The following is a 23,843-nucleotide window of genomic DNA, read 5'->3' on the forward strand; positions in this document are numbered from 1 at the left end:
AGAAATCATAGATGAAAAACAGCAGAGTCTTGACAAATACTTACGCCAATTAGAGACCACCCGTAAACGAATCGAATCCCACATTGGCTTGTGGCAGATTGGGGATGCAGTCAAAGTCCCATCAAGCTATAGCGCTTCGATTGCACCTTCATGGGGCGTGTTCTTGGGGGTTAGTATTGGCAACAGCGCCAAAAATCCCTATACCCTTGGAAATATTCGATTAAACTTCGCAGTTACAGATAGCCGTAAAGCGCTGAGTGTTTCCTTAAATGAAGGAGGAGATAATGATCTTCTAAGTGCTATTTTTAAAGAAAGTAAATCTACTGCTATTACCGAAAGAGAGCAAGAAGAAGTACTTACCCTATGGAATAATCGTATTAAAGAGGCCTCTGTCAAGCGTGAACAGCGCCAAATCCTAACAGAAAATATTCTAGCCTCGGCTGGGTATATTGATGGAAAAAACAGATTGATTAAATACAATACCAAAAATGGAGCAATTCAAAGTGGTATTCTACTATCAAGAGATACGGATGCTTCTTTTTATAGCCAAAGTAGCTATCCCATTAGTGAGGCACTATCTAAGATTACAGATTTGGCTATTGGGGGTTATTTTAAAGCAAATAAGGACTCGGTACGATTTGAAAAAATAAGCGCTACGACCTTTAGTGTGTTCCTTGAAAAGAAGGAACTCTACAAGGCGATTATTGATCCTGAACTGCAAAAACTCTTAATCCCAAGAATGGGAGCTGACTCAAACGAGTTACCAGATTTCGTGCAAAACGGAAATGAAATGACAGGGGTTATTTCCCTGTCTCACCTCCCTTCTTTTTTAAACAAACTCAATGAGTATGGTATCTATTACTTTGATGGCACAAAACAGGTCAAAGAATTAAAAGAAGAAAACGAAAAAGACTGGCGGTCGCGGACCGAGCGATCTAAGGAGCGTTATGTGTATGAATTGGGAACAGCGTATGGCAAATCAAGTCATCCAAGTGCAGGCTTTGAAAACTTCTTTGAAGGAGATGGTCAGTACCCATTAGGGCGTGTGGTGTATAACAGACGGCTTTCTGATAAGGAGCGGTATAATTTCACGCTCATCCCTGTTTTTAGAAATGCTACGGAATCCTATACACTATGGAAAAATGCGAGTAGTGATACTAAGGTATACGCTGACTTTTTAGCCCTTGTAGAGATCCTTAGTGATACTCCATTATTTAAAGCCATTGAAACCCTGGGGTATTTCATCTTTAACCATCCCCATGAGAGTGGGAATACAGAATTTGTCTTTGGTAGATACAGCGCTTTGGAATTAGGAAAAGCATCGTATAGTGAGGAGATTAGTAGGGTTACTCCCTTAACAGAATTTGTGGCAAAACTCCAATTACATCAAGAATTAGAACAAATACTATGACAACAAATCAGCGATATAAACAGTTAAAAATCGATATTCCCGAGATGGATCAGGTTCCCAATTTTATGAAGATTTTGGATGATTTGATTTGGGGGAATAATGTCTTTCTAGTGGGATCGGCAGGAACAGGAAAAACCACCCTTGCAGAAAAAGTGAGTTATTCTCTTTTTGGTCGTCACGAAAGGGATAAAAAAGAGCTTCCCTACATCACGATTAATTGCAGTCAGTGGACTTCCCCTACCGAGATTAAAGGTGGACAAACCATGACGGGCTATAAAGAAGGAGGACTCATAGAGGCATGGCAAGATGGTAAAATTCTTATCCTAGATGAGATGCCCAAGCTTGATCCAAATACGGCAAGTTTACTCAATGATGCCTTAGCCAAAAGCGCGAGTGAAGAGGCGGTTATTTTTAATGGGCTGAATGAGCCGATTGTAAAACACCCCCATTTTGGGTGTATTGCTACAGGGAATACGACGGGTAAAGGCTTTAGTAAACATTATGTAGGCAATAGTAAGCAAGATGCCTCCCTTATTGACCGCTTTAGCGGATGTATTTATCATGTAGGTTTTAATGAACGTTTAGAAAAAGCTCTGATTTACCCAACCCTTGTATCACATTGTCAAGCCATTCGTACAGCCATTTTACGCTATGAGGCGAAAGATGCTGGGGATGACACTACTGAAGATATTATGACCCTTCGTACCATGCTGAACTTGCAACGTTCATACGTCCTTGAAATGATTCGCGAAATGGGTATCACGGATGACGATGATCATCGATTTAACAGATATGATCATGGTAAAACATTGCACGATGCCCTAGAGAGTTATTTCTGGGTAATGAATAGCGAAAAAGCTAAAAAGATCAAAGTAGAAATCGGCTATGATGGCTTTATAAATACCTATAAATCTGCCGAGGCTAAAACAGAATTTTCAAAAGAATATGCTCGCCGTGTCTAAAGCTCCTATCATACATACCCATTCTTATAAGAAGCAACGCTTTCAATACATCCCTTTTGGGAGTCCTACAGCGTATCATGATTTTGTAGAAAAACAATGCAAGTCCCTATTTATGGGCAATGCACAAACACTAGAAGTGATTATTAAAAATGCGCAAACGCGTATTGTTAAGTCAAGTGATTGGTATGGAAATCCCCCGCCAACATCTATGAAGGATTTAGAAGCGCATCGCTACTTTGGGAAAATGGAACTTTTAGAGGTCATCGCCCCTAAAATCCAAAAGGAACTTGATCGTTATACCGAGCTTGTGGAAGATGAATTACTAAAGCGCCCTCAATTAAGTGCCAACAGTAAAGGTTTAGGCGTATTTTCTTTTGATCGTGCGATGATGGGCTTGTATAAAATCCCCTTTACAAAAGGGAGTAGCGAGTTAGAGAGATTTCATCATCAACTTAAAATTGAACTAGGAAAAGACAAAGCTACTACGGTTAAAAACACCCACCTTTATTTTGAGAATACATCGGCATCCAAACCCACCCTGACCCTTACCCTATTAGCTGGGGCAAATGCCAATATACAAGGCGATGCCTTGTATTATGTGGGCATCGTGGTTGCTTTATTAACCGAGTATTTAGAGAGCTGTCATATAGGAGTTGCTATTGACGTGCTATTAGGCACTTCTTTCGGGGTACATACCATTGTATCGGTCATTAGGGTAAAACCCTTTGAAGAACCACTTGATATCAATCAACTTTTAGTGATGGGAAGTGACCCTCGTTATTTCAGGTTCAATGGCTTTAAAGGGATTATTGCTTTAGCTGATTATTGCGGACTGAATATCCCTAGTGGATTAGGGAAAATCGATGAGCGAATTACTGATGCCTATATGGATCATACCCCCGATGTACTACTGTTTAATCAAAGCTATTCCATAGATAGTGCCGTAAGAGAAGTATCACGTATTCTGATGGAATACAGCCCATAATGGTCATTTTATACCATTCTCATTTCAAAAGGATATAACCAAATTATGAACATGGAAAATTTACAAAAAGACAGTATTAAAAAAATAATGGATCAGGCCGTTTTAATTAATCAGGGATGTAAAGAGTCGTGCTTTGACTTTCAAATAATGACCTCAAATTTTCATAAAGAGACCCTCATTCTTCGATGGGTAGAAGTAGATATTCGTGATGTTGAGCGCCCTATTCAATACTACCGCTATCGCTGTTTTAATGTAGACGGAAGCGCTCAAAACTGCTCTATTCATTACGCAGATCAAGCAGAAGCAAATGCTTTTTTCAAGAGTTTAAGAGCCTATCCTACCCAAGAGTTTACTAATTATAAAAACAAGCGCTATGTATAGATTAAAAGATATAAAACCAAACGAGCTAAAGGATATTGCTATTTCCCATCAACAAGAAATTATACATCAAACAGGAAGCCCATTAGTACTTACCCATGGATATGCACTAATAAAAAAGCATACCCAACATTTTACCATCGATGATCCCACGTCAAAACAAGCAGACAGCTTGCTATTTGAAATCCTAGAGAAGCATCGTAAACAGACTGTCAAAGAATCAGAAATTAAACAACCAGAGATCAAAGAAATTCCTCTTTTAACTAAAGAGGCTATTCGGATTCGTGAAAACGAGCGTTTGCGAATATTAAAATTAGTAAAGCTGAAACTTAGCCTAAACTCAAAAAGCGCATAATTATGACACAAATAGCACAGATAGAAGCCCTTGATTTGACCAAAATCATCAACGAGGATATTAAAAATGAAATTCAAAAACTCATTCAGGAGTATAGCACAGCAGAAGACAAACAGGACTTTATAGAAGCCACTAAAGAAAGTGCGACGCTCATTTTAGAAATGGTGCAAGATGTATATCCAGAGGCTATAGCTGAAAAGGAAAAACCATGTGTGGAAGTGGTGGTTTCTTCAAAAGAAGTTGTTAAACCAACACAAGTAGCTGTCAAAAAAGAGGTTGCCAAGCCAAAACAAACAACGCTTAAAAAAAAGGTCGTTAAACAAAGGAAAGCACCATCATCTAAAAAGGAAAATTCTAAAATTCATACGCCTAAAAAGCAAGAGGTAAAGTCAAAACAAGTTAAAAAGAAGTCTACAAATAAAAAAAACAAACCTGCAACACCCGCCCTAAGTAAGTTAGAGGCATTGCAGAAAGAGGTAGAGGAATGCCGAAAAAGAGGTGCGACACGAAAAAACCCTAAAAAGAAAACCACCACCATCCCTAAGACTATGTATGAAAAGGTGTATAACCACATCAATGCTATTGCGAATTTAGTGCCAGAGCGCTTTAGAGATGACAAGCAAAAAATAGCAGAGGTAAAAAGAATGAGTTTACATATTCATAAAAAAGTGGTCGGTGTTTTTCAGATGAACGAAACCCTGGCAGAAAAAGGAAAGGTCGCACTGAAACAGAAATTTAAAGACATTACTAAAAGAATAGAAGCAAATGACAACAAATAAAAAAATGCTCATTATCACAGGAGCTGGACTCGCCATTGGGCTTGCCGAAGCGCTTTTGTATTATAACCTTGGAAGGAATTCTGATACTAAGGAAGGTTTTCAGTTTGGAATTCCTAAAGGGGCAGAACTTGGCAAAACCCTCGGGATTGTCTTAGCCACTTCGCTAGCCACTGCATTATTATCCAACGGTGTTGAAAGCCTATTAAACAAACAACAATTACAAATTGTATAATCCCTTTTAAACTTATGAAAAAGATCACACATGAGCATTACTTAGATAAGCACTCATTAGAAGTAGCACACTTGCCTAGCGATATTCAAGATAAGATAGGTGTTTTTGGTAAAATGCTAGGATTAGAGAAAGACCTAGAAGGGCAAGATGCTCAAGAATTAGATCGTCAATTACAAGAATTAGACACTGAAATCCTATTGGATATCAAACAAGTTAAAAAGCTCCATAAGGAGCATAACGCTGATCAATCAATAGCAAAAGAAACAAGACCAAAGCCTGATGCGCAGAAAAAGAGTCAGTACGAAGACACCTTACAAGGGCTAATTGATCAAAAAAAGCATAAAAATATTTTGCGCTCTACCCTAAGAGAATTGGGTATTGCTTTGCCTCTCTCAAAGGTGACAATTATTGGAAAGTACTGTATTACAAGAACTTGTTTTTTCACCTATCGATACAGTATATCAGTAATGACTACTTAGGTGTGTTTTTACTGACCATTTACTGACTACTTGAATGACGCATTACTAGGTAGCTAGGTGTTTAAGAATTAACCAAGTAGTAATTGCGCTTGATTTACCATCGGATATCATAAAGATGTAGTTTGATACTATGAACGAGCAAAAGGACATATCGAAAGAGAATCTGACCATTTATGGTTTGCTTGATACGCGGGTACAAGAATTAGTTTCCAAATTTGGGATTACCAGAGCCATTGTGATGTTAGATGGAATAACATCTGGCAAAACGGTTTTAGATGATTCAGAAAAAGAAACGCTGATCATTAATTTTCTAACTGTTCGTGCTAAAAAGCACTTTGGTTTTTCGGGTGACGACTTTTTAGAATCTCAGGATCAAAATGCTAGAGACGCCCGTATGTGTTGTTACTATTTACTGATTAAACACGTAGATATGAACTATCAGACCATCGCTCATTATTACAGACAAAAAAGAAGAAACATACGCTATAATTATAAAAAACTTGAAGAAATAGTAGTGATTAAACCTTTTTACAAAGACTTCTTTAAGCGATTTGATGCGCTAGAAGCTTCATTTATAACCTATTTATTAGAATTAAAAACAAAGTAATGGATGACGAATTAGAAAAAGAGATTCAAGAGGCACTTGATGATACAAATCAAGATCGCATTTTGGAGGTGCCGATTTCAGAGGCACAAAGTCCGCTGAATCAGGCGGTCAAAACAGGCGATATTGCTGATGTTTCTGAAAAAGGAACATCCGATAACGCTAGTTTTCGTAAAACTGCTGAAGATGCGCACGCTCATGAAAAAACGCAGCAAATCATAGCAGATGCTCCACAACAACATATTGGAGAAGAATCTAGTAATTCACAAGAAAAAGAGACTCCACAGGCGATCATATCTGATAAACAAGCTACTCAAACAGCAGAGGCGCTCTTGGGTATGGCAGATAACTTTTTAGCCGTTGGTGGGGGCTTTTTTGTTAAGATTACTAAGCACGAAGAGTTCTTTGAATTTGAGGAACTTGTTGAAGTGATTGATACCCAAAACGAAAAGAATATTAAACGTATTCGTTTGGATCAGGATGATAAAGCACTTCTAACCCCTTTGTTGGCGCAGGTAATAAAAAGCAAAACCAAGCAACTCACCCCTGAACAGCAACTCTTAGGAGCTATTATTTCAGTGATTGTCAAAAAAGCGCAGACAGTCATGGAGGTGCGAAATGAAAACAAATCCCTAGAAGGGCGCATCTTACAGATTGTACGTGAGGCAAAACTCCCAGAGGCTACAAATTCACAACAAGCGCAACAAGCGCAAGAAGAAGCTACAACAGATACAGCGCAAGAAGAAGTTTTTATAAAAGAGCAGGTTGTTGCCCCTAGTTATGATGAGCTAGAAAGTGATGAGCAGGCATTTCATAATACAGCCTATACCCCCACTAGTGTAATGGATGAAATGCACTTAGTCTATGAAGAGGTAAGTACTCCAGAGGTAAATCAAAAGCAAGGGATTACTTCTTCTAGTTCTAAGTCAAGCCAGAAAAAAAGGCAAGCGACAAAGACGACGCTCCAAGATCAAGACGGGGATTTTCAAGACTCCGATGACACTTCCTAGCTGACATCTAAATAGTAACCGATCTACTTCTTTTTAAGGAGGTAGATTAACATCTCTTTTTTTTAAAGAGAGGGTATTCCATCTGCTTATAAAGTAGGATGGCAGGGATCACTCATCTCTTTTTTGAAAAAAACAATCACGTAAAAAAAATTAAAAACCTATGGGCTATGAAGATAACCACTAAGCGCCAACCTATGATTATGCTTGTTTGTGGGGAGACGGGTGTTGGAAAAACCTATCGGAATAAATTAGAGATCTATCAGTATATGCAACAGCATTTAGCCGTTGGTAAAAAGGGACGAAAAGTATTAGCTTTTGATACCAATGATGATGATTATCCAGAATTTACAACGGTAGACCCTAATCATATCAAATCACTTTCCAAGATTCATGCACGGCGTATCCGTCCTTTTAATCCTGATGGCAGTCCGATGGACACTTCTCAAAAGCGAGAGGTCATTGAAAAGATTATGAAGCATTATAAAAATGGGATGGTGGTCTTGGATGATATCGATCATTACATGGCAGGGGCTAAAGGTCAGAATATGATTGGTGCTTTATGTACGGTCAGACACAAAGGGATTGATGTGTTACTTACTCATCAATCAGTCGCTAAGATTACCACTTCAGAATGGCAAAACTGTACGTGGCTTAGACTACATCATCAAGTGGATGATGTGACTCGGTATCGGGATCGTATTCCCAAATACAATTTGGTACGTATTGCTCAACTAATTGTGGATGATCATTATGAATTGTCTTCAAGGGCTTTTTCTTTAGGTCAAATATCTGAAAAGAGATATCAGGTATTAAAGAGTTTTTTCGTGTATGTCAATATGCGAGAACAACAGATTATAGGATGCAGTAAAAAGAGCTATATCAAAGCTGTAAAACGATTTATAGATCAAGAAGAAACCAAGAAAATACGAATGCTATTACAAGAGCGTGATTTTGGTGGTAATGCGATTTATAAGGATCGAAATGCCGTAATGATCCATCTTATTTCAGGCTATTTACGCCACTTTAAGGAGAATTAAAAAGCCCTTTTTTACAGACTTTGGTCGTTTTGGAGGTGTTTACAAAAACTATAAATATCACTAAGTAAGGTATTTACAATTTTTAAAAACCCTCGGATTGTCACTTTACCAAAGTCGCGCCAAGGAATTGAGAACGTTTGATGGGAACTTGCACCCAAGTAAGAACATAAGATCACTTGACGTGAATAAAACAAGAATTAACATTTAAAAAAAACACATTGATGGCACAAGAATCAAACATTGATATGAAAGCGGTTGCTTATATCGCAGGAGCTGGTATTGCAGGAGTATTATTAGGCGCTTTTTTGATAGCTCCTATGATGGCAAAAGCCAAGGCTAAAAAATTAGAAAAAGAAAAACAACAAGCTGTTGCAGCTAAGAAGTAAAACAGCTTTTAAGTCTTTTTTAAAAGAGGCTATTTCTAAAAAAGATTTTAAACTAAAAAAAACAAACACTTATGAATCCATATAATGATGAATTAATGCGATACGAAGAAGAAGCGGAGGATCGCTATGATGATTTTTACGGGGGAGAATTTGATGAAGACGAATTTGACACAGGATTAGAGGGATATGATGACCAAGAAGACCTTTATGATGGTTATGATGATGAGTTCGATGACGAATTTGATGATCCTTATGAAGAGGACGGATATATTGAGGCTTTAGGAGGGTATGATGATTATACCAAACAGAGCATAGGACGTATCAATCCTAATGATCGTACCCTGACCATTTCTGTTACCAATACCTCTACGGAATCGGCAATAGCTATTCTTTTTGGGGCGAATGCGGAAGAAGCACAACCCAATGGGGTTACTGTGGTGGTTGAGGAATCTTCTCATAAAGAAGTACGTGAAGAGAGTAAAGCGCATCCTTTTAAGATTGCGGGAATGAAATACTCTGTTAGCGCACCGATACAGTTTGATAATGTACTTCGTATTCAAAGGCGCACTGCATCGGGAACGCAAACCAATCGGGTATATCAACCTCGTAATGCGACCTCTCCTCAAAATTTCAACAATACCCTTATTGATGATGACAATTTTGAAATGGATGTGACAGGACAGGATGCACTTCGTTTTACGATCAATGCCAACAGCAAGGCGGTCTTTACCTTTACAGTAAAAGCGCGTGCGAATCTAGGAAACCTACTTCGTGGTCAAAACGTGGCAGAACTCTCTCACGCACCTAGAACAACAGGACTTCCTCAATTAGATTTAGTAAGACGTAAACGACCTACGGCATTAGGGCTTCCCCCACGTAGACGTCCGAGTAGAACACGTCGTAGACCTCTACGCCCTAGTAGTCGAAAACGTGTTACCAGAAGACGCACAAAAAGACGTCCTAGCACTCAACTGATTCGCCGAAGACGTTAGAAGGGCTTGAAATCTATCTGTAACCTTAGTCAGTATAGCGGGTTTATAACGCTATACTGACTTATTAAACTCATGTTACTTTATGAAGACTACCCGATATACTGAATTGGGACAAAATCGGATCGATTACATTGTGTATCACAATATATTGGAAGCTCAAAAGCTTTTATACGATGAAGGTTTTGAATCTGTAGAAGACCCTGAAGACCTTGTAGATGCTATCAAAGAGCTTGTTCGCGAAAAAGGGCGCAAGATTATTGAAGCGCTTTTAAAAATACACCCAGATAAAAAAGCGATTCTCTCTATGGTAAGCCCTCCAAAGGTATGCGAGAACTGTAAAACCAAACTTGACGATACTAAAAAAAGTGGTTGTGGTTCTTGTAAAAAAGCGTCTGCTTTACCTCAAGATAACTTTATTTCAGAGAGTGGCGAAACAGATCGCAACACTCGTTTGGAAGCGTTGATTAAAAAACACAGAGCCACTCCTAATGATAGCGAACTAGAAAAGGAAATTGAAGCGCTTTGGAACTCTTTGCGCTCAGATGCGCCAACACCCCCTTTAAAAGAAGAACTCAAAACAGAAACTTCTTATGCCTTACTCACTAAAAGGGAGCTTGGTATTTATGCTAGCATCTTTGGTGTAGGTATGTTTATGGGTTGGGTGTTTTCATTTTCTAAAAACAGTTAACCATGACACAGCAGCAATATAATGAAGCCATTAATTTAATAGGACATTTAATCCTTACCGCTAGTGGTTCTCTAACCGAATTAATAGCCCGTTATGGAGTGGGCTTTGAAAATCCCCCCACTAAAAGGCAACTCATTGATGCCACTGTGGAGCTTTTAAAAAATGACCCTAGTAATTTTACTGATGAACTTTCCAAGCTAGTAGATCGTCACATAGATGTGGCGGGGAATTCTATGTTATGGCTTCGCAAAGTTGGATTTGATCTACCCGAGGCGGAAGATGCTTTTTTTGGCGGATTAATCAAAGGTGCGATAGGCGCTATTGGGGGGCTTTTAAAAAAGAAAAAAGGCAATAATAATAACAGTAATAATAATGCCTCCTCATCCCAAGCTTTACAGGCGAAACGAGATTTAGAACTGCAAATCCAGCGGATGCAGGAACAACAGCGCCAAAGAGAAGAACAACTTCGCAGAGAGCGAGAAGAGCGTGAGCGTAGAGAGCGAGAAGAAAAAGCTAAGAAACGCTCACAAACCATGCTCATGGTAGGTGGAGCGGTTGTCTTGGTAAGTCTTATTGGGGTTGTCCTGTTTATGTCTCGTCCACGTCCAACCCAAGTATAATGTTTCGATACCATAGAAATTATGATCCCTATATATAAAGAAGATTTTTTAGAACAAGAGGAGTTATACGATGATTTTAATCTGTATAGACTTCCTATGCGACCCATAAGGACTAATCGTGGGATTGCTCAGCGATATCGTCCTAAAAAAAGAAGTAGAACCTTGCCAAGAGTGATACGAGGTATAGGTCGCCCCTATTCATTGCCTAGTTGGCAAACACAAGGCAGAGCAAAACCACAAATTCTATTATCAAGAAAGCAAGCAATTCAATTTGGTAAGCCAAGACAAACCCCTTTAAAGAGATCGCCATTAGTAAAAATGGCGACCACCACTGAGAAGTCACTTGAAATTAAAAAGAAGGTAGCACCTTCTCAGAGAGCCTCTGCAAGACGAGTCACCAAGGAAAAAGTAAAAGCCCTTAAAGAGGAAGTCGCTCAAAAAGAAGATGAAACTCAAAAGCCTGAAAGTGGGAAGGGTTCAAAGAAAAAAATACTCATTGTTGCCCTTGTTATAACCACTACCGCTATTGTAGGGTATGTCGTATGGAAAGGGCAAAAAAAAGATAGACTATGAATACACAAGCAAATCCAATAGAGATTGAAACTGACGGACAAGGACAGTTAGAGGCGGGTTTTTTATTTGCGTCTTTTAAAAATACGGGTATCACAGATGCCACAGTCAATGGCGTGATCTTGCCCCCTGGAGAAGCCAAGGGGTATCCCTTTGTTGGCAAAGCCTATAATGCCATTGCTTATGATGCGGTAGACAGCACTTTACGAATCTTACACATTCTATAACAAATGATAGATGCTTATATAGAACAGGACTTCCAAGAAGATGCTTTTTTTGGTAGTAAGAAAAAACGAAAAGCACGTCGTCAAGCTCGAAAGGCACGTCGCGCCGTGCGAAATGCAAACCCTAAAGTGATTGCTAGAAAGGCACGTCAAAAAGTATTTGCAAAAAAAATAGGGAATGTATATCGTGATATAGGGGGCGCTACAGCTATCGGACAAGCGGTAGATACTTTGTTAAACCCTGTTCAAACCGATAGCCTAGAGTCTTCAAGTGATTTTGAATTGGGACTCTCCTTTGGGCAAGAACAGGATAACACCTCGGATGAAAAAAGTGGTATTCCTGTGCTGTTTTTTGTCATCGGTGGTGTTTTGGTTGTTGGGATCATTGGGGTGGTTATTTATAAAAAAAGACAATCACACTAACGATATGATTATTCCAATTCCAACAAATAAGAAGCGATTTGTGATCCACTTGCGGATTAGGGCGCACCGAGCTATGGAGTTAGGAATTCAAGCCTATGATCCTAGATACCCTCATACGTATTACTTGCGTCGTAAAGCTCGGTTTTTAAACCCTTCACAACAGCGTGATTTTGAACTCAAATTTCCTGTGTCTTCAAAAAAAATGGAGCTGTTTCTTTTTGATAAAAACGCAGTACACGATCAGCATTTTTCGGTAATCTCATTTAAAGTAGCAGAGATGGAACCTGCCCTAGTATGGGCATCTGAGTCACAACATCGATTCTTGAAATTTGCCATTGAATTTGCTCAAAAGGCAGGACATACCCCAACGGGTTTTTATGATAGCCAAAACCAAGAGTTTTTATTTCATTACGTGGCCTCTATTACCGATCCCTTGGGAAAAGAACTCATTACCCCAGCGAGAACCCACCGATTAATGCCGAGAGTTCAAATCTCAAAGCGCTTGTTTGTAGGTTATAGCATTCCTATTCGCGTAGCGATTTTAGCACATGAAGGATGCCATTGGTTTTTAAATACGAGAAGCCAAACCACCGCCGATGTATGTGGGATCAAGCAGTATTTAGATTATGGCTTTCCAAAGATCGAAGCGGTCTATGCGATGACAAAAATATTTGGAAGCTATCCACAGCTTATTGGGCAGGCACAGTTAGAACGCACCCGTGAGGTTCTTGACTTTATAGAAAGTTATACCCATGAGAAAGAATCGATTCGTTACACATAAAACAAAAACAGTCATGACACACCCTTTAGATTCGTACTATACCTATAGAAATTTCTATAAGACTCTTACAAAAGAGTTTCAGTCTGTTCAATTTGTTATTTGTAATTCGACTGATACTTCTGAGCGGGTGCGTTTATGGGGCGCAAATAGCGATTTATCGCTCACTACCACCGAGAAATTTACCAATCGTTTTAACGATACTCAAACCATTGCTGTTGGGAGTTATCCACAAGGGATGGTCTATAACCCTGCCAATAATTTGTTTTATGTGGTCAATCAGCTCTCTGATAATGTGAGCGTATTTAATAGCGAAGGAATGGTCTTGCATACCATCGCCCTTTCTAGCATTCCCTTTACCATCTCTTATTCTCCTATTGCTATAACGGTACATACCAGAGCAGATAGTCCAAATTATGGAGAGGTGTATGTACTGAGTTCCATTCGAGATAGTATAAGTGTTATTGCATTGGATTTTACCATTAGTGAGGAATTATCGGTTATCAAACGCCCTACGGGCTTTGTCTATAACCCTATCGATGATTCACTTTATGTGATTGGAATTACAGAAGCCAATATGTTTGTGATCGATACCCCAACTAGAGTGGTAGAACAGCGATCTATTGAGGGTATTCCTTTAAGCATTGGACTTGATAGCGATACAGGAAATGTATATATCTATATTCCTCTTTCACGAGAGGTATTCATTTATGATACTGCACATAATCGTGTAGGACTTATAGATCAGATAACAAAGCATATTACCTCATGGGCATATTATCCTCTAGCAAAACACATCTATGGTATCCTTGCAGACGACGCTTCTTTACTTGCTATTGATACCACATCATTTGTAGCCAGTCAAATTCCCTTAGAAGGTGTGGGCGGTAGTATCGCTTATAGCGAATCGGAAGGACTTTTATATATCGGGGAGACCACCAATAATCAGGTGTTGAGATTAAATGCAGATAATGAGTTTATCACTCCTTACCCTATAGCAGATTTTGAAACGGGTATTGCGATCCATCCCACTAGCGGTTTGGTAGCTGTTTCAAAAGCAACGCTCAATAGTGTAACCCTTGGACGGGTTACTAATCAAGAGGTAAGCATAAAAGAAGGTTATGATGAGTATCGTCAGGAGTTTCAATTTAATCCAGCACAAGTAAAACATTTAAAAATCATTAGTAGTGATCGGCTTATGAATACTTTGGAACTCGAAGATATTTCAGTCAGTGGGAAAAGTGATCGTCGCTCTCTAAGCATTGGAAATTATAACAGCCCTCAAAACTTTTTAAATGTAGCAGAAGTCCACGAAATAGAGGGAACCGTCATTGACGGACTTCACAGATGGTACTTTACCATTCCTGCACAAACCACGATCACATTACTTATTTATTACACCAAACTAGATTGGTTTGACCTTTTAGAAAATGAGCTAGATCGTTCCTAGAAATACCTCAAATTATACAAACATTTTAATCCCTTAAACAAATGAATACACTTATCACTATAGCCCTTAGTCAATATGGAATTACCGAAAAGGTAGGGCGTTTACATAGCCCTGCTATTGTCAATTATTTTAAAGAGATCGGACATCAGTGGGTAAAAGATGATGAAACAGCTTGGTGCAGTGCCTTTGCAAATTGGGTGGCATTAAAAGCGAATAAGCAAGGGAGCGCAAAGCTAAATGCACGCTCTTGGCTAGATGTTGGGAAAAAAGTCATAACCCCCACTGTGGGAGATGTAGTGGTCTTTTGGAGAGAGTCAAAAAACTCATGGAAAGGTCACGTTGGCTTTTTTATCGGGTATTCTGAGGATCGAACAAAAATCTATTGTTTAGGAGGCAATCAAAACAATCAGATAAATATCAAAGCCTACCCAGTCTACCGATTGCTCGGTTTCAGAAGATTATAAAATCTATAACGGACAGCATTTAAAATAGATAATAGATAACAAGGAACATAGAAATTATAGAAACACTCAATTATTTGGTACTACATTCTACCGACAGCTCAGAGGCTAAGAATCTGAGTAGTCAAGATATTGTAACCCATCATACCCGCCCTATCTCAAGTGGAGGTTTAGGATTTAATAGACCAGGATTTGATTACCTCGTTTTACAAGATGGAACACTCGAAACTTTAGTGAATGAAAAGAGTCCCACCGATGTTGATCTATGGGGAATCTCTGGCGGAAAGCATCCCATTTTAGGACGGGTAAAGCACATTGGGTATGTTGGGGGACGAACGCTCAAAGAAACCTTTTGGAAGGATACACGAACCATAGAACAAACCAAAACCCTAGAAGCGATTATCAGGTTTTATACCCTTCGTTTTCCAAAGATAATAGTCTTAGGATTTGATGATCCTATCCGCACAGAGGAATCTAAAAACCCTGCTTTTGATATGCAAGGGTGGTTGGAATCCATTGGAATACCCATCCAAAATCAATATCAAAAAAGACCATTAGTTAGAACTGTTTAATAAGCTCATATCCTTTTAAAAATGTCTAAAGCTCTCACTGTAAATACCTACTCCTTTGTGATCCCTGAAAAGGATGATCCGTGCGATTTATGGATCAGCTATTTTGATGCCTTGAAAAAAGCGGTGGGAAGCGCTCATGCCAAAACCTTGTGGCTCATTACTTGGAAAAGTAATGGTGCTGTGAGTTGCACCACACGTCCTGCCTTTACCACTTGGATGGACAAACAAGGCCTAGATGTATCCAATATCGCAACACGCACGATCTCTGATCTCTCTGAAATTCAGGGCAACCTTTTTGGACTTGGAAAGAATCTAACTAAAGCTATAGCCATAGGTATTCCAATACTTTTAATTGCCCTTATCATAGGAATCCTTGTTATTGGTAAAAAAGCAGTGGATAGTACAGATGTAGAGGATTTAAAAATGCTGACTCCTATTGGAAGAGCAAGCAAATTACTATCCAAATGAGATTTACAAAAGCACATAAAATAACCGTAGCAAGCGCATTAGGAATTATAGTGATCACTATAGGGTTTGTGAGTGTAAGAGCTAAGAAAAGGGACACCCGATATGCCCAATTCTTAGAAGCGATCTCAGGGGTATTAGCCAATATAGAAGGAGGACTTGATGCAAGTCAAGCTTTTGATTTGCAATATAAAAACAGGGTTTTACAAAGCGTATCTCAAACAGTGATTACCCTGAAGACACAAACCGCTATAGGGTATGCGTCTCAAATCTATAGTGCTTTAAACCCTTGGTATCTAAATGACGATGAAGAAAAAATCTATGGTGTTTTTAGAAGCCTTAAAGATAAAGTGCAAGTATCACAACTTGTTTTCGCATATCAAGAGGAATACGGAAGCAACTTAATTGATGTATTAAAAGATCGTTTAAGCACTTCTGAAATTAAAATTATTATGGGGATTGTAGCAAAGTTACCTCCCTATAGAACCTTATAAAACAAGATATAATGAAATTATCAAAAACAACTTGGTGGATGATTGGGGGCAGTGTATTAGCTGTTTCAGGTATTGGGATTTACCTTTTACTTTCTAAAAAAAAGAAGTTCTCTGAAAAAGGATCGATGACTATGACAGGCGGAGTCTCTCCAAAACAAAGCACCCCACAATCGGTCACTCAAAAAGCAACGGTTAAAGAAGAGCCGAATTGGAACAAGCCTTTTAATTATGGATATATCGATGATGTAAAAGCGTGGGTAGCCCCTAGAGCTATAAAGGAATTACCAAGAGCGAAATCAGTGGAATTAGCCAAAGTCTTGAAAGATGCGAAAGGTACTTTTAACGATGATGAAAAAGCCGTTGGTAATGTCTTTGGCAAACAACTTAGAGATAAAACCCAAGTATGTAGTGTCTCTCGTGCTTTTTACGACACCTACAAAAAGGATTTATGGCAACACCTCGATAGCTTTTTAAGCGGAAAAGAGATGCAAACCCTAGTGACTAGCCCCATACGAAAACTCCCTAACTATCAATCTTGAGGACTATGAAAGAGCAAATTAATGAAACACAGACCCCGCCTAACAGTTCAACACAGCTTTTAGTGGTAGGCGGTATTATTCTGGTACTAGCAGTGGGAGGTTTTACGTGGTACTACTTCTCAAAGAAGAAGAAAGAGAGTACTCCAAGTTTAGATGACGACATTTTAGATGCCGACGTATTTAGCACCCCGCCCTTTAGACCCATTTCAAACAGTAACACATCTTCAAATTCAAGTTCAAGTTCGTCATCATCTTCTTCTATTTACATTAAAAAAGGAAGTAGGCATCCAGATGTAAAGATTCTGCAACGCTATTTAAAATACTATAAAGAGCCATTAGGACGTAGTGGACCAAAAAGAGACGGGGTAGATGGTATTTTTGGTAATCTAACCGCTAAAGGCGCTCAAAAACAATTAGGAAAAACAAGCTTCACACGGTCTGATATTCAGTCCATGAAAAACACTTTAAAACTTTTAGGAATATGAAAATAACTAGCAAAGAAATAGGAATTAGTGGTCTTTTGATCCTTGGAAGCGGACTTGTCATTGGATGTATATCGGCTTTATGTGAAAATAAGACTATTGCCATAAAACAGGCTCCTGAAAAATCAAGTTCTAAAAAGGATACCACCCCTGTCGTTCAAATGAAGATTGTTCCTGAAAATGAGCCTATTTCAAAACCAAAACAAGCTACAGAAATAGTTGACCCTCCAATGATGGCTATTCAAAAAGAAGCGATTATTGATTCCGAAGTAAAAGAGGTTAAGATAAAAGAAGGAAAAGCAAAAGTAGTAGGAACACTAGAACAAGAAACAGAAATAGACGAAGTAACTATGTCTGATACTTCAGATAAAATTACGCCTGAACTACCCACGGTCTCTGATGATTTTCCACTCCAATTAGGCAGTAAAGGCGAAAGAGTATTTGCCTTACAAAAGTATTTATTAAAGTATCACGGTTGGAGTGGTAATGTAACGGATCAGTATGACCAAAAACTAGCAGATAGAGTCTTGCACCTTTTAAAAGTAAATGAGGTAGACAAAAGACTATTTAACAAATTAATGAGCAGAAACAAAAGAAGAAGGTAATGTCTGAAAATAGAAGACTAAGCGGGGGTATTTTAAATGCGCTTATTGATAAAGATGGGATTAAAACGGAAGTGACTCTTACCATTACCAATACAACCGCTACAAAAATAGCCCTTACGTTGCTTATCTCTGGAGTAAGTCTTATTGTTATCAAAAGATTACTAAAAGAGGTGTTTCCAAATAAACAGCTTGAAGCGATTGGATCGGACTTACGTGAATTAAAAAACACTATGAATAATTAAACACAGATACTATGATGATCACAAGTATTGAATATCTCATAAACTATTTATCGAGCCTTGATTGGGGCTATATCATCACATTTATATTAATCTCACATCTAGTGAACCAAACAAAAATAACCGCTTGGTTTTATAAGGTCACTAACGTAAAAATACGCACCCGATACAGAGTGCTACTTATTGGATTTTGTTATGGAGTCATGGTCTACCTTTTAAGGGGCTATACCCTATCTAACATAGAAAGCTTATTTGAGTCCTTTGTCTTTGCGATGGTTTTCCATAAGCTCGTTGTAGAAAGACTCTTCGCGGTACTAAAGTTAAACCCTGTAGATACACAGTATGATGACTATAGTGAAGAATAATTGGAAACTACTCATAGGAATCGTCCTTGTTATTGTGCTAGTCAGCACCTATTTGTTTTCGGATAATAGAATACAAGCCAAAACAATATTCCCTTACCTATTAGAACAAGAGAATAAAGAGCTATTTGCTCGCAATATCCAACTAGATTCCAAGGTGCAAGACTTGAAACAGCGAGCAGAGAACCTACAAGAAATCATTAACGAGAAAGATCAGCAGATCTATCATTTAAAAATAACGTTAGATGAAAACATTAATCGTATTAATAACTATTCTACTACTGAGTTGGAGCAGTTTTTCGCAAGGCTTAAAACCGATAGTCTACCCCATTGATGGGGAGTCCTATTTTTGCTTTACCCTGTGGCAATCCAAATACATTGCGAAGACTTTTGAAAAAGCAAAACTTCAGCAAGGAATTATCAACCTATTAGAAGATCAAAAAAAAGAGTTACTCCTTTTGCAAGAAGTAAAAGACTCCACCATTCTATTTTTAGAAAAGAAAAATACCAATCAATCCCTAGTGATTGACAATAAGAATTTAGCCTATAAGGCGCTTGTAATAGATAATAAAGCACTCACTAAAAAAGTAAAAAGACAAGGATTTACAAACACCGTCTTTGGTGGGGCGATTCTCGTCTTGGTGGGAGTATTAATCATTAAATAAAAGCCTATGTCAATTTCAGGATATCAAAGTGATGTAGCTCAAAATTCAGGCACTCAAACATCACGTAATACTGTAACACTACAACAAATTTCACCAGAGCATTTAAGCCCAAGTCTTACACATTTACCTTCACAAAATACCTATAGTCTTATTAACGAAAATTTGATTGTCGCTAAAGACATTCGATTACTTCCTAATTCGCCTGAACTAGAAATTGGGGATTGGCTTGTAAGCCTGCCTGCCCCATTAGTAGATCAAGGTGTTTATACAGGAACATTGTTTAGTGTACAGGGAAGTCAATTTTTCTATTCTATAGATATAGATGGAAGAGTCACTATAAGCGGAACATTTGTAAATGAACAAGATGAATTGATTTTAAATATAAACCCATACATCGTAGAGCTTCCGCTTCGGTTTAAAACCTTTGGGAATCCCGAATTATTTTAAAGCAATTAGGTGAGTCATCGCCGATAGAATTTAAAAATACACAATATGGATATTGCAAAAATCATTATTGTCATATTTAGCGCTACGGGGTTTTGGAAGCTCATAGAACTGTTAGTACAGTTTAAAGGTCAAAATCGCTTAAAAGATGCAGAGATACATAATTTACAAGTACAGGGCAATAGCCTAATCATCGAAAATTATAAGATGTGGTCGGAGAATATGGAAAAACGATTAAAAGAGCTAGAAGATAAGAATACAGAAATGACTGAAATAATTACAGAACAGCGAAAAAAAATTGAAAAACTAGAAAAATATGTAGATCAATTAGAAGAAGAAATCAAACCTTATAGAACCACTACAGATGAATGATAAAAAAGGAAACACTTTTCTTAATGCCATTTTTGGGCTTTTTATGATTGCTAGCATTGTAAAGGTAAGTATGGATGTATGTGAGAAATTTAAAAAACGCAATGACGGTCTAAAGAAAGAATAAATATGATATCTTCTTATAAACATATTTATGTAGGTATTGGAACAGTAGCACTCCTAGTGGGTGGTGCTGTTTTAGTACGTTATCTAACTAGATCAAAAACAAAGAGAGTGACAAGAACAGTTGACTTTTCTGTTTTTGACAGCAAGGATATCATTGGCTCTGGGCGCTGCATTGATAGGTCACTTTTGAAGCGATTACAACTCCTAGAAAAGAGAACAGGCTATCCAGTGCTTAAAAATATCAATTCAGCAGTACGGAGTCATTTTTGGAATAAAAAAGTGGGCGGAGTGAGTAATTCCGCCCATTTGATCACGAAATGTAAAGCTGTTGATATTCACGCCCCCACGCAAACCATTCGTAATCTGTTGGTAGTTCAAGCATATAATCTTGGTTTTACTCGTATTGGGGTTGGTAAAACCTTTGTACATCTGGATGTAGATATGTCTAAAGCGCAATATGTGGCTTGGGGATATCCTTCAGGAACTTCCCCTGAAATCAATCCGTTTGTTTAAGGTTGAACATGAAGCTCTTTCTTAATGAGCAACTTGATAGTAATACTTATCTGTCCTAAATGGTATATAGCGTGATGAATTACGCCCTCTAGGGCAAATTCAAAAGGGTAGATGCTTTTATAGTTTTCTTCTCTATATGTCTTTTCTAACAGAGAATCATCCTTATCTCCAATAAGAACAATGATAGATAGAATACTTTTCTCATAGTCTTCTTTTAATTGTTTCCATCCAATCGTTTTAAGCTCTTCGTTAGATCGCCAATGTAAGGGTTGATATCTTTGTTGTAAATTAAAATGCACTCTTAGTTTATTAATAACTTCTATCTGTAAAGCTATTAGATGTCCTATAATTTCTGCAACACTGTGAAGCTCTGGTATGGGGCGTATAAATGCAGTATGATCAGAGATACCATCTATCTTTTCCATCACGTTTTGACCAACCCACAATGCTTTATAATTGATGGCTTCTAATTGTTGTGCGTAATACTGTATTGTCATGTTTATTTTTCTTTAAAATATCATAGAACTATACCCAAAACTCCAATAGAAAATGTGATGCAATGACTTTGGATGTGATGGGCGGATAGTCCTACTTTTCGGGGTGAAAAACTCGATAAGAAACTATACCCAATAAGCGCTTTTTCTTCCCCTAAAAAGGCAGACTTAAAGGATATAGTATCAATCACTGAATTGAGTGTTTAAATTACTAATCAACGACAAAATTAAATTAATAATAGTAATAAGTAGTGATCAAAACCCTCTCATTATATGGGTGTTTTGAACAGATTTAAATGAATCCTCTTCTTCTAGCTTCTTCAATAAGCGCTCTTAAATCTTTATCTGGTACATCTAAAAATTCAAAGAGTGCTTTTTTCTTTTTTTCTACGCTAGTTTTGCCATAAGGTAATTGTGAAACTAAATAGTTCACTGTTGCCCCTAATGACAGTAGATATAACATTTTTCTATCTATATCATCTAAAATTTCTTTGTTAGTGAAATTCTTTCGGATCATTTCAAGGACTTTATTGCTGTAGAACGGTGTAGTAGAGTCTAAAACAGTTAGGATAGCTTCTGATAATAGCTTAGAGTTAGCATCATACTTAGTTAAAAAACCATCTGGATTAATATTTTTATATAAATTATAAAGCCTATAATCATCATCAAATGTTGTATTTATAATTATTTTAGGTCGTATAGAGAGTTTTTTATCAATCCATAGGCTGATGTCTTCTCCAGAATAAATATTAGCTTCAGGATACGGGGGCAAACGGATATCTAATAAAATAATATCGTAAACATTTTCTCCTTTTAGTTTAAGAATTGCCTCTTTGCATGATTTAGCAATATGAATGGTGAAACTATAATTAGGAAATGAATCTGAAGTATTGTTGAATATTAATTCATACGATTCTATAATTAGGTTGTGGTCTTCAATAATTAATACTTTTAAATCCTTCGTAATCTCATCTATTTCAAAATCAACCTCGCTTGCGATAACTTTCAGATTTTCTTCATTAGTTACTGCATTTGCTGATATTAAATTTTCTAAAAACTCTTCTCCCCTTTTTATTTGCATTTTTCCCCTTATGTCATCTATTTAAGTAATAATTTTCTCAATTTCTTCCATATTCTCCATCACATTTTTCTTTGAGTTTTTCCTAGACTCTATGTACTTATTGTTAGTGATTAGAAGTACAATAAGTTTTTCTATTCTTTTTGATGCTTTCAACCTAAATATTTCTTTATACGTTATAAATGACACAGTAGCCAAAGATGCTAATAAGGAAAATAGAATAAAGAACAGAGGATATGTTTTGAGGGGGAAATCTTGGGAAGTCCAAAAGACCCAAAACATAAAATAAAAACTTATAGTGTAACAGGATATTTGTATCCAAAAAAACCAATTTTTAAGGTATTTATCTCTAGTATTAATTTTAAAAACTAGAAAACTAATGATAACGGATAGGAGAAGATATGGTAATCTAACGCCAAAGCCTATTAAAAAAGCTCTTAGAGTATTCCATCCAAAAACTCTATGTTGTTTAGCAAATTGTTGAAAGGCTTGATCATTATGTGTTATCGTTAGTTCTTTTTTGTTATTTAATTGATGTAGATTTAATAGATAATCACCTTTATCTATTAAATTATTTTCAAAATCACAAAAATTATCCGCTAACTGATTATCTATGTCTGCAATTTTTTGATTCAAATTTAGCTCGTAAGCTACTACCTTTTTATTTTTCTTTGGAAAATATATATGTAACAAAGGCGCAATAAATATCAATATTGCGCCTGTAACCATTATTACTGTATTAATAACTTTCTTAAGCGTCGGGCTTTTCGTCTGGTTCTTCGTCTTTGTCTGATTGTGATAATTCTTGTTCTTCATCTAGTGATACAGGTGTGCATGAGTTAAATAACGGTGTAAATACGGCTAATACTGATACTACAAACACAACTTTTAATACTTTTTTCATGATTCTATTTATTTTAAGATTAAACATCTTAGAAGATAAATGAATGATGATTTATTTACATAAATATAGTTTGCGTAGTTATCAAATTTTATTAACCGATTCTTATTGTGAAAGCAACCTTAAACTTACATTTTTAATTTTACTTTTTATTATGGTATAACCGTAAAAATTTTATGGTTATATATTTAACTATCTTTTAGTTACAATATTTTTTATTTTACAATTTTACAAAAAAACAATGTATTATAAGTGGTCGAAAACCCCTCATTTTTTACGGTTTTAGACCACCTTTTATATTTTATTTTGACATAGTTTTGATTTCAGAATTTCATCAAAAAAATTAAAGAAAGTTTAATTTCATAAAATACTATTAGGGGTAAAAAAAATTGTAAATCAAAACCAAGAGACTGAAAATAGAGTAAGAATATTGTCTTGTTCTGAATTAAAACAAAGTCATTTATATGAATGTTTATTTTAAAAAAATATCGGAACTTAAAAATTTGACTATTAATTTTTTAAGTAAAATTGACATCAATATATTGTTCAATATCAGCTATTTTAGATAAATTACTTAAAATAATTATCTATGTTTGTACTTGTAAAATTGAAATAATTGTCAAGCTAACGATTATTTCAATACATTTAAAAAGCACCACACCCCCTATTTT

38 protein-coding genes and 1 pseudogene are annotated in these 23,843 nt (G+C 37.0%); 35 read left to right on the forward strand and 4 right to left on the reverse strand.

The window, feature by feature from the left end; all coding sequences use genetic code 11:
* The 35 genes and pseudogenes from Q0505_RS13370 to Q0505_RS13540 all read left to right on the forward strand — a co-directional run.
* Positions 1–1,411, forward strand: a pseudogene (locus tag Q0505_RS13370) (helicase); the annotation flags it as partial.
* Positions 1,408–2,373 (forward strand): AAA family ATPase, encoded by a 966-nt coding sequence (locus tag Q0505_RS13375; RefSeq protein WP_299213681.1) that lies wholly within the window; start codon positions 1,408–1,410, stop codon positions 2,371–2,373. The pseudogene Q0505_RS13370 and the gene Q0505_RS13375, both read left to right, overlap by 4 nt.
* Complete coding sequence (locus tag Q0505_RS13380) at positions 2,366–3,358, forward strand: hypothetical protein (RefSeq protein WP_299213684.1); 993 nt, start codon at positions 2,366–2,368, stop codon at positions 3,356–3,358. Before Q0505_RS13375 ends, Q0505_RS13380 begins: the two co-directional genes overlap by 8 nt.
* Positions 3,359–3,409: 51 nt before the next feature.
* Positions 3,410–3,739 (forward strand): hypothetical protein, encoded by a 330-nt coding sequence (locus Q0505_RS13385; protein WP_299213686.1) that lies wholly within the window; start codon positions 3,410–3,412, stop codon positions 3,737–3,739.
* On the forward strand, positions 3,732–4,091 hold the full coding sequence (locus tag Q0505_RS13390; protein ID WP_299213688.1) for a hypothetical protein: 360 nt from the start codon (positions 3,732–3,734) through the stop codon (positions 4,089–4,091). The genes Q0505_RS13385 and Q0505_RS13390 overlap by 8 nt, the downstream gene beginning before the upstream one ends.
* 2 nt (positions 4,092–4,093) lie before the next feature.
* A complete protein-coding gene (locus Q0505_RS13395; protein ID WP_299213690.1) occupies positions 4,094–4,870 on the forward strand; it encodes a hypothetical protein in 777 nt (258 codons plus the stop codon).
* Positions 4,857–5,102: a hypothetical protein gene (locus Q0505_RS13400; protein ID WP_299213692.1), complete on the forward strand. Its 246-nt coding sequence runs from the start codon at positions 4,857–4,859 to the stop codon at positions 5,100–5,102. Before Q0505_RS13395 ends, Q0505_RS13400 begins: the two co-directional genes overlap by 14 nt.
* Positions 5,103–5,116: 14 nt before the next feature.
* Positions 5,117–5,581 (forward strand): hypothetical protein, encoded by a 465-nt coding sequence (locus tag Q0505_RS13405; RefSeq protein WP_299213694.1) that lies wholly within the window; start codon positions 5,117–5,119, stop codon positions 5,579–5,581.
* A 130-nt stretch (positions 5,582–5,711) separates the two neighbouring features.
* Positions 5,712–6,188: a hypothetical protein gene (locus tag Q0505_RS13410; protein WP_299213696.1), complete on the forward strand. Its 477-nt coding sequence runs from the start codon at positions 5,712–5,714 to the stop codon at positions 6,186–6,188.
* The gene (locus Q0505_RS13415) at positions 6,188–7,195 is read left to right on the forward strand and encodes a hypothetical protein (protein WP_299213698.1); all 1,008 of its coding nucleotides are present in this window, start codon (positions 6,188–6,190) and stop codon (positions 7,193–7,195) included. The genes Q0505_RS13410 and Q0505_RS13415 overlap by 1 nt, the downstream gene beginning before the upstream one ends.
* 167 nt (positions 7,196–7,362) lie before the next feature.
* Complete coding sequence (locus tag Q0505_RS13420) at positions 7,363–8,232, forward strand: hypothetical protein (protein ID WP_299213700.1); 870 nt, start codon at positions 7,363–7,365, stop codon at positions 8,230–8,232.
* 221 nt (positions 8,233–8,453) lie between these two features.
* Positions 8,454–8,618: a hypothetical protein gene (locus tag Q0505_RS13425; protein ID WP_299213702.1), complete on the forward strand. Its 165-nt coding sequence runs from the start codon at positions 8,454–8,456 to the stop codon at positions 8,616–8,618.
* 71 nt (positions 8,619–8,689) lie between these two features.
* A complete protein-coding gene (locus Q0505_RS13430; RefSeq protein ID WP_299213704.1) occupies positions 8,690–9,610 on the forward strand; it encodes a hypothetical protein in 921 nt (306 codons plus the stop codon).
* Between the two features lie 82 nt (positions 9,611–9,692).
* Entirely contained in the window at positions 9,693–10,298 is a 606-nt protein-coding gene (locus Q0505_RS13435) for a hypothetical protein (RefSeq protein WP_299213706.1), read from the forward strand.
* 2 nt (positions 10,299–10,300) lie between these two features.
* Positions 10,301–10,918, forward strand: a complete 618-nt coding sequence (locus Q0505_RS13440; RefSeq protein WP_299213708.1) for a hypothetical protein — start codon at positions 10,301–10,303, stop codon at positions 10,916–10,918.
* A 21-nt stretch (positions 10,919–10,939) separates the two neighbouring features.
* Positions 10,940–11,491: a hypothetical protein gene (locus Q0505_RS13445; RefSeq protein WP_299213709.1), complete on the forward strand. Its 552-nt coding sequence runs from the start codon at positions 10,940–10,942 to the stop codon at positions 11,489–11,491.
* The gene (locus tag Q0505_RS13450; RefSeq protein WP_299213711.1) at positions 11,488–11,715 is read left to right on the forward strand and encodes a hypothetical protein; all 228 of its coding nucleotides are present in this window, start codon (positions 11,488–11,490) and stop codon (positions 11,713–11,715) included. The genes Q0505_RS13445 and Q0505_RS13450 overlap by 4 nt, the downstream gene beginning before the upstream one ends.
* Positions 11,716–11,718: 3 nt before the next feature.
* Positions 11,719–12,135 (forward strand): hypothetical protein, encoded by a 417-nt coding sequence (locus Q0505_RS13455; RefSeq protein ID WP_299213714.1) that lies wholly within the window; start codon positions 11,719–11,721, stop codon positions 12,133–12,135.
* Positions 12,136–12,139: 4 nt separating this feature from the next.
* A complete protein-coding gene (locus Q0505_RS13460) occupies positions 12,140–12,916 on the forward strand; it encodes a hypothetical protein (RefSeq protein WP_299213716.1) in 777 nt (258 codons plus the stop codon).
* 13 nt (positions 12,917–12,929) lie between these two features.
* On the forward strand, positions 12,930–14,363 hold the full coding sequence (locus Q0505_RS13465) for a YncE family protein (RefSeq protein ID WP_299213718.1): 1,434 nt from the start codon (positions 12,930–12,932) through the stop codon (positions 14,361–14,363).
* A gap of 41 nt (positions 14,364–14,404) precedes the next feature.
* Positions 14,405–14,827, forward strand: coding sequence for a TIGR02594 family protein (locus Q0505_RS13470; RefSeq protein ID WP_299213720.1), 423 nt, complete (start codon positions 14,405–14,407; stop codon positions 14,825–14,827).
* 74 nt (positions 14,828–14,901) lie between these two features.
* The gene (locus tag Q0505_RS13475; RefSeq protein WP_299213722.1) at positions 14,902–15,396 is read left to right on the forward strand and encodes an N-acetylmuramoyl-L-alanine amidase; all 495 of its coding nucleotides are present in this window, start codon (positions 14,902–14,904) and stop codon (positions 15,394–15,396) included.
* Positions 15,397–15,417: 21 nt separating this feature from the next.
* On the forward strand, positions 15,418–15,864 hold the full coding sequence (locus tag Q0505_RS13480; protein ID WP_299213724.1) for a hypothetical protein: 447 nt from the start codon (positions 15,418–15,420) through the stop codon (positions 15,862–15,864).
* A complete protein-coding gene (locus Q0505_RS13485; protein WP_299213726.1) occupies positions 15,861–16,355 on the forward strand; it encodes a hypothetical protein in 495 nt (164 codons plus the stop codon). The genes Q0505_RS13480 and Q0505_RS13485 overlap by 4 nt, the downstream gene beginning before the upstream one ends.
* Before the next feature lie 11 nt (positions 16,356–16,366).
* Positions 16,367–16,894, forward strand: coding sequence for a hypothetical protein (locus Q0505_RS13490; RefSeq protein ID WP_299213728.1), 528 nt, complete (start codon positions 16,367–16,369; stop codon positions 16,892–16,894).
* Between the two features lie 5 nt (positions 16,895–16,899).
* Positions 16,900–17,379 carry a peptidoglycan-binding domain-containing protein gene (locus Q0505_RS13495; protein WP_299213730.1) on the forward strand — a complete coding sequence of 160 codons (480 nt, stop codon included), beginning with the start codon at positions 16,900–16,902 and terminating at the stop codon, positions 17,377–17,379.
* Entirely contained in the window at positions 17,376–17,981 is a 606-nt protein-coding gene (locus Q0505_RS13500; RefSeq protein ID WP_299213732.1) for a hypothetical protein, read from the forward strand. Before Q0505_RS13495 ends, Q0505_RS13500 begins: the two co-directional genes overlap by 4 nt.
* Positions 17,981–18,223 (forward strand): hypothetical protein, encoded by a 243-nt coding sequence (locus Q0505_RS13505; RefSeq protein ID WP_299213734.1) that lies wholly within the window; start codon positions 17,981–17,983, stop codon positions 18,221–18,223. Before Q0505_RS13500 ends, Q0505_RS13505 begins: the two co-directional genes overlap by 1 nt.
* An 11-nt stretch (positions 18,224–18,234) precedes the next feature.
* Entirely contained in the window at positions 18,235–18,585 is a 351-nt protein-coding gene (locus Q0505_RS13510) for a hypothetical protein (RefSeq protein WP_299213736.1), read from the forward strand.
* On the forward strand, positions 18,563–18,916 hold the full coding sequence (locus tag Q0505_RS13515) for a hypothetical protein (protein ID WP_299213738.1): 354 nt from the start codon (positions 18,563–18,565) through the stop codon (positions 18,914–18,916). Before Q0505_RS13510 ends, Q0505_RS13515 begins: the two co-directional genes overlap by 23 nt.
* Positions 18,828–19,247, forward strand: coding sequence for a hypothetical protein (locus Q0505_RS13520; RefSeq protein WP_299213740.1), 420 nt, complete (start codon positions 18,828–18,830; stop codon positions 19,245–19,247). Before Q0505_RS13515 ends, Q0505_RS13520 begins: the two co-directional genes overlap by 89 nt.
* 6 nt (positions 19,248–19,253) lie before the next feature.
* Positions 19,254–19,694 carry a hypothetical protein gene (locus tag Q0505_RS13525; RefSeq protein WP_299213742.1) on the forward strand — a complete coding sequence of 147 codons (441 nt, stop codon included), beginning with the start codon at positions 19,254–19,256 and terminating at the stop codon, positions 19,692–19,694.
* A gap of 45 nt (positions 19,695–19,739) precedes the next feature.
* Complete coding sequence (locus Q0505_RS13530; RefSeq protein WP_299213744.1) at positions 19,740–20,063, forward strand: hypothetical protein; 324 nt, start codon at positions 19,740–19,742, stop codon at positions 20,061–20,063.
* A complete protein-coding gene (locus tag Q0505_RS13535) occupies positions 20,056–20,187 on the forward strand; it encodes a hypothetical protein (protein ID WP_299213746.1) in 132 nt (43 codons plus the stop codon). Before Q0505_RS13530 ends, Q0505_RS13535 begins: the two co-directional genes overlap by 8 nt.
* A 2-nt stretch (positions 20,188–20,189) precedes the next feature.
* On the forward strand, positions 20,190–20,699 hold the full coding sequence (locus Q0505_RS13540; RefSeq protein ID WP_299213748.1) for a D-Ala-D-Ala carboxypeptidase family metallohydrolase: 510 nt from the start codon (positions 20,190–20,192) through the stop codon (positions 20,697–20,699).
* Here Q0505_RS13540 and Q0505_RS13545 read toward each other — a convergent pair.
* The 4 genes from Q0505_RS13545 to Q0505_RS13560 form a co-directional block, all read right to left on the reverse strand.
* On the reverse strand, positions 20,696–21,196 hold the full coding sequence (locus Q0505_RS13545; protein ID WP_299213750.1) for a DinB family protein: 501 nt from the start codon (positions 21,194–21,196) through the stop codon (positions 20,696–20,698). The two genes, Q0505_RS13540 and Q0505_RS13545, sit on opposite strands and share 4 nt — an antisense overlap.
* A gap of 289 nt (positions 21,197–21,485) precedes the next feature.
* Positions 21,486–22,274, reverse strand: coding sequence for a hypothetical protein (locus Q0505_RS13550; protein WP_299213752.1), 789 nt, complete (start codon positions 22,272–22,274; stop codon positions 21,486–21,488).
* Positions 22,275–22,295: 21 nt separating this feature from the next.
* On the reverse strand, positions 22,296–23,000 hold the full coding sequence (locus Q0505_RS13555; protein ID WP_299213754.1) for a hypothetical protein: 705 nt from the start codon (positions 22,998–23,000) through the stop codon (positions 22,296–22,298).
* A gap of 22 nt (positions 23,001–23,022) precedes the next feature.
* Positions 23,023–23,175 (reverse strand): hypothetical protein, encoded by a 153-nt coding sequence (locus Q0505_RS13560; protein WP_299213756.1) that lies wholly within the window; start codon positions 23,173–23,175, stop codon positions 23,023–23,025.
* Between the last annotated feature and the right edge of the window lie 668 nt (positions 23,176–23,843).

Origin of the sequence: uncultured Dokdonia sp., from assembly GCF_937910895.1 — a bacterium.
In the GTDB taxonomy this organism is placed as follows: Bacteria; Bacteroidota; Bacteroidia; order Flavobacteriales; family Flavobacteriaceae; genus Dokdonia.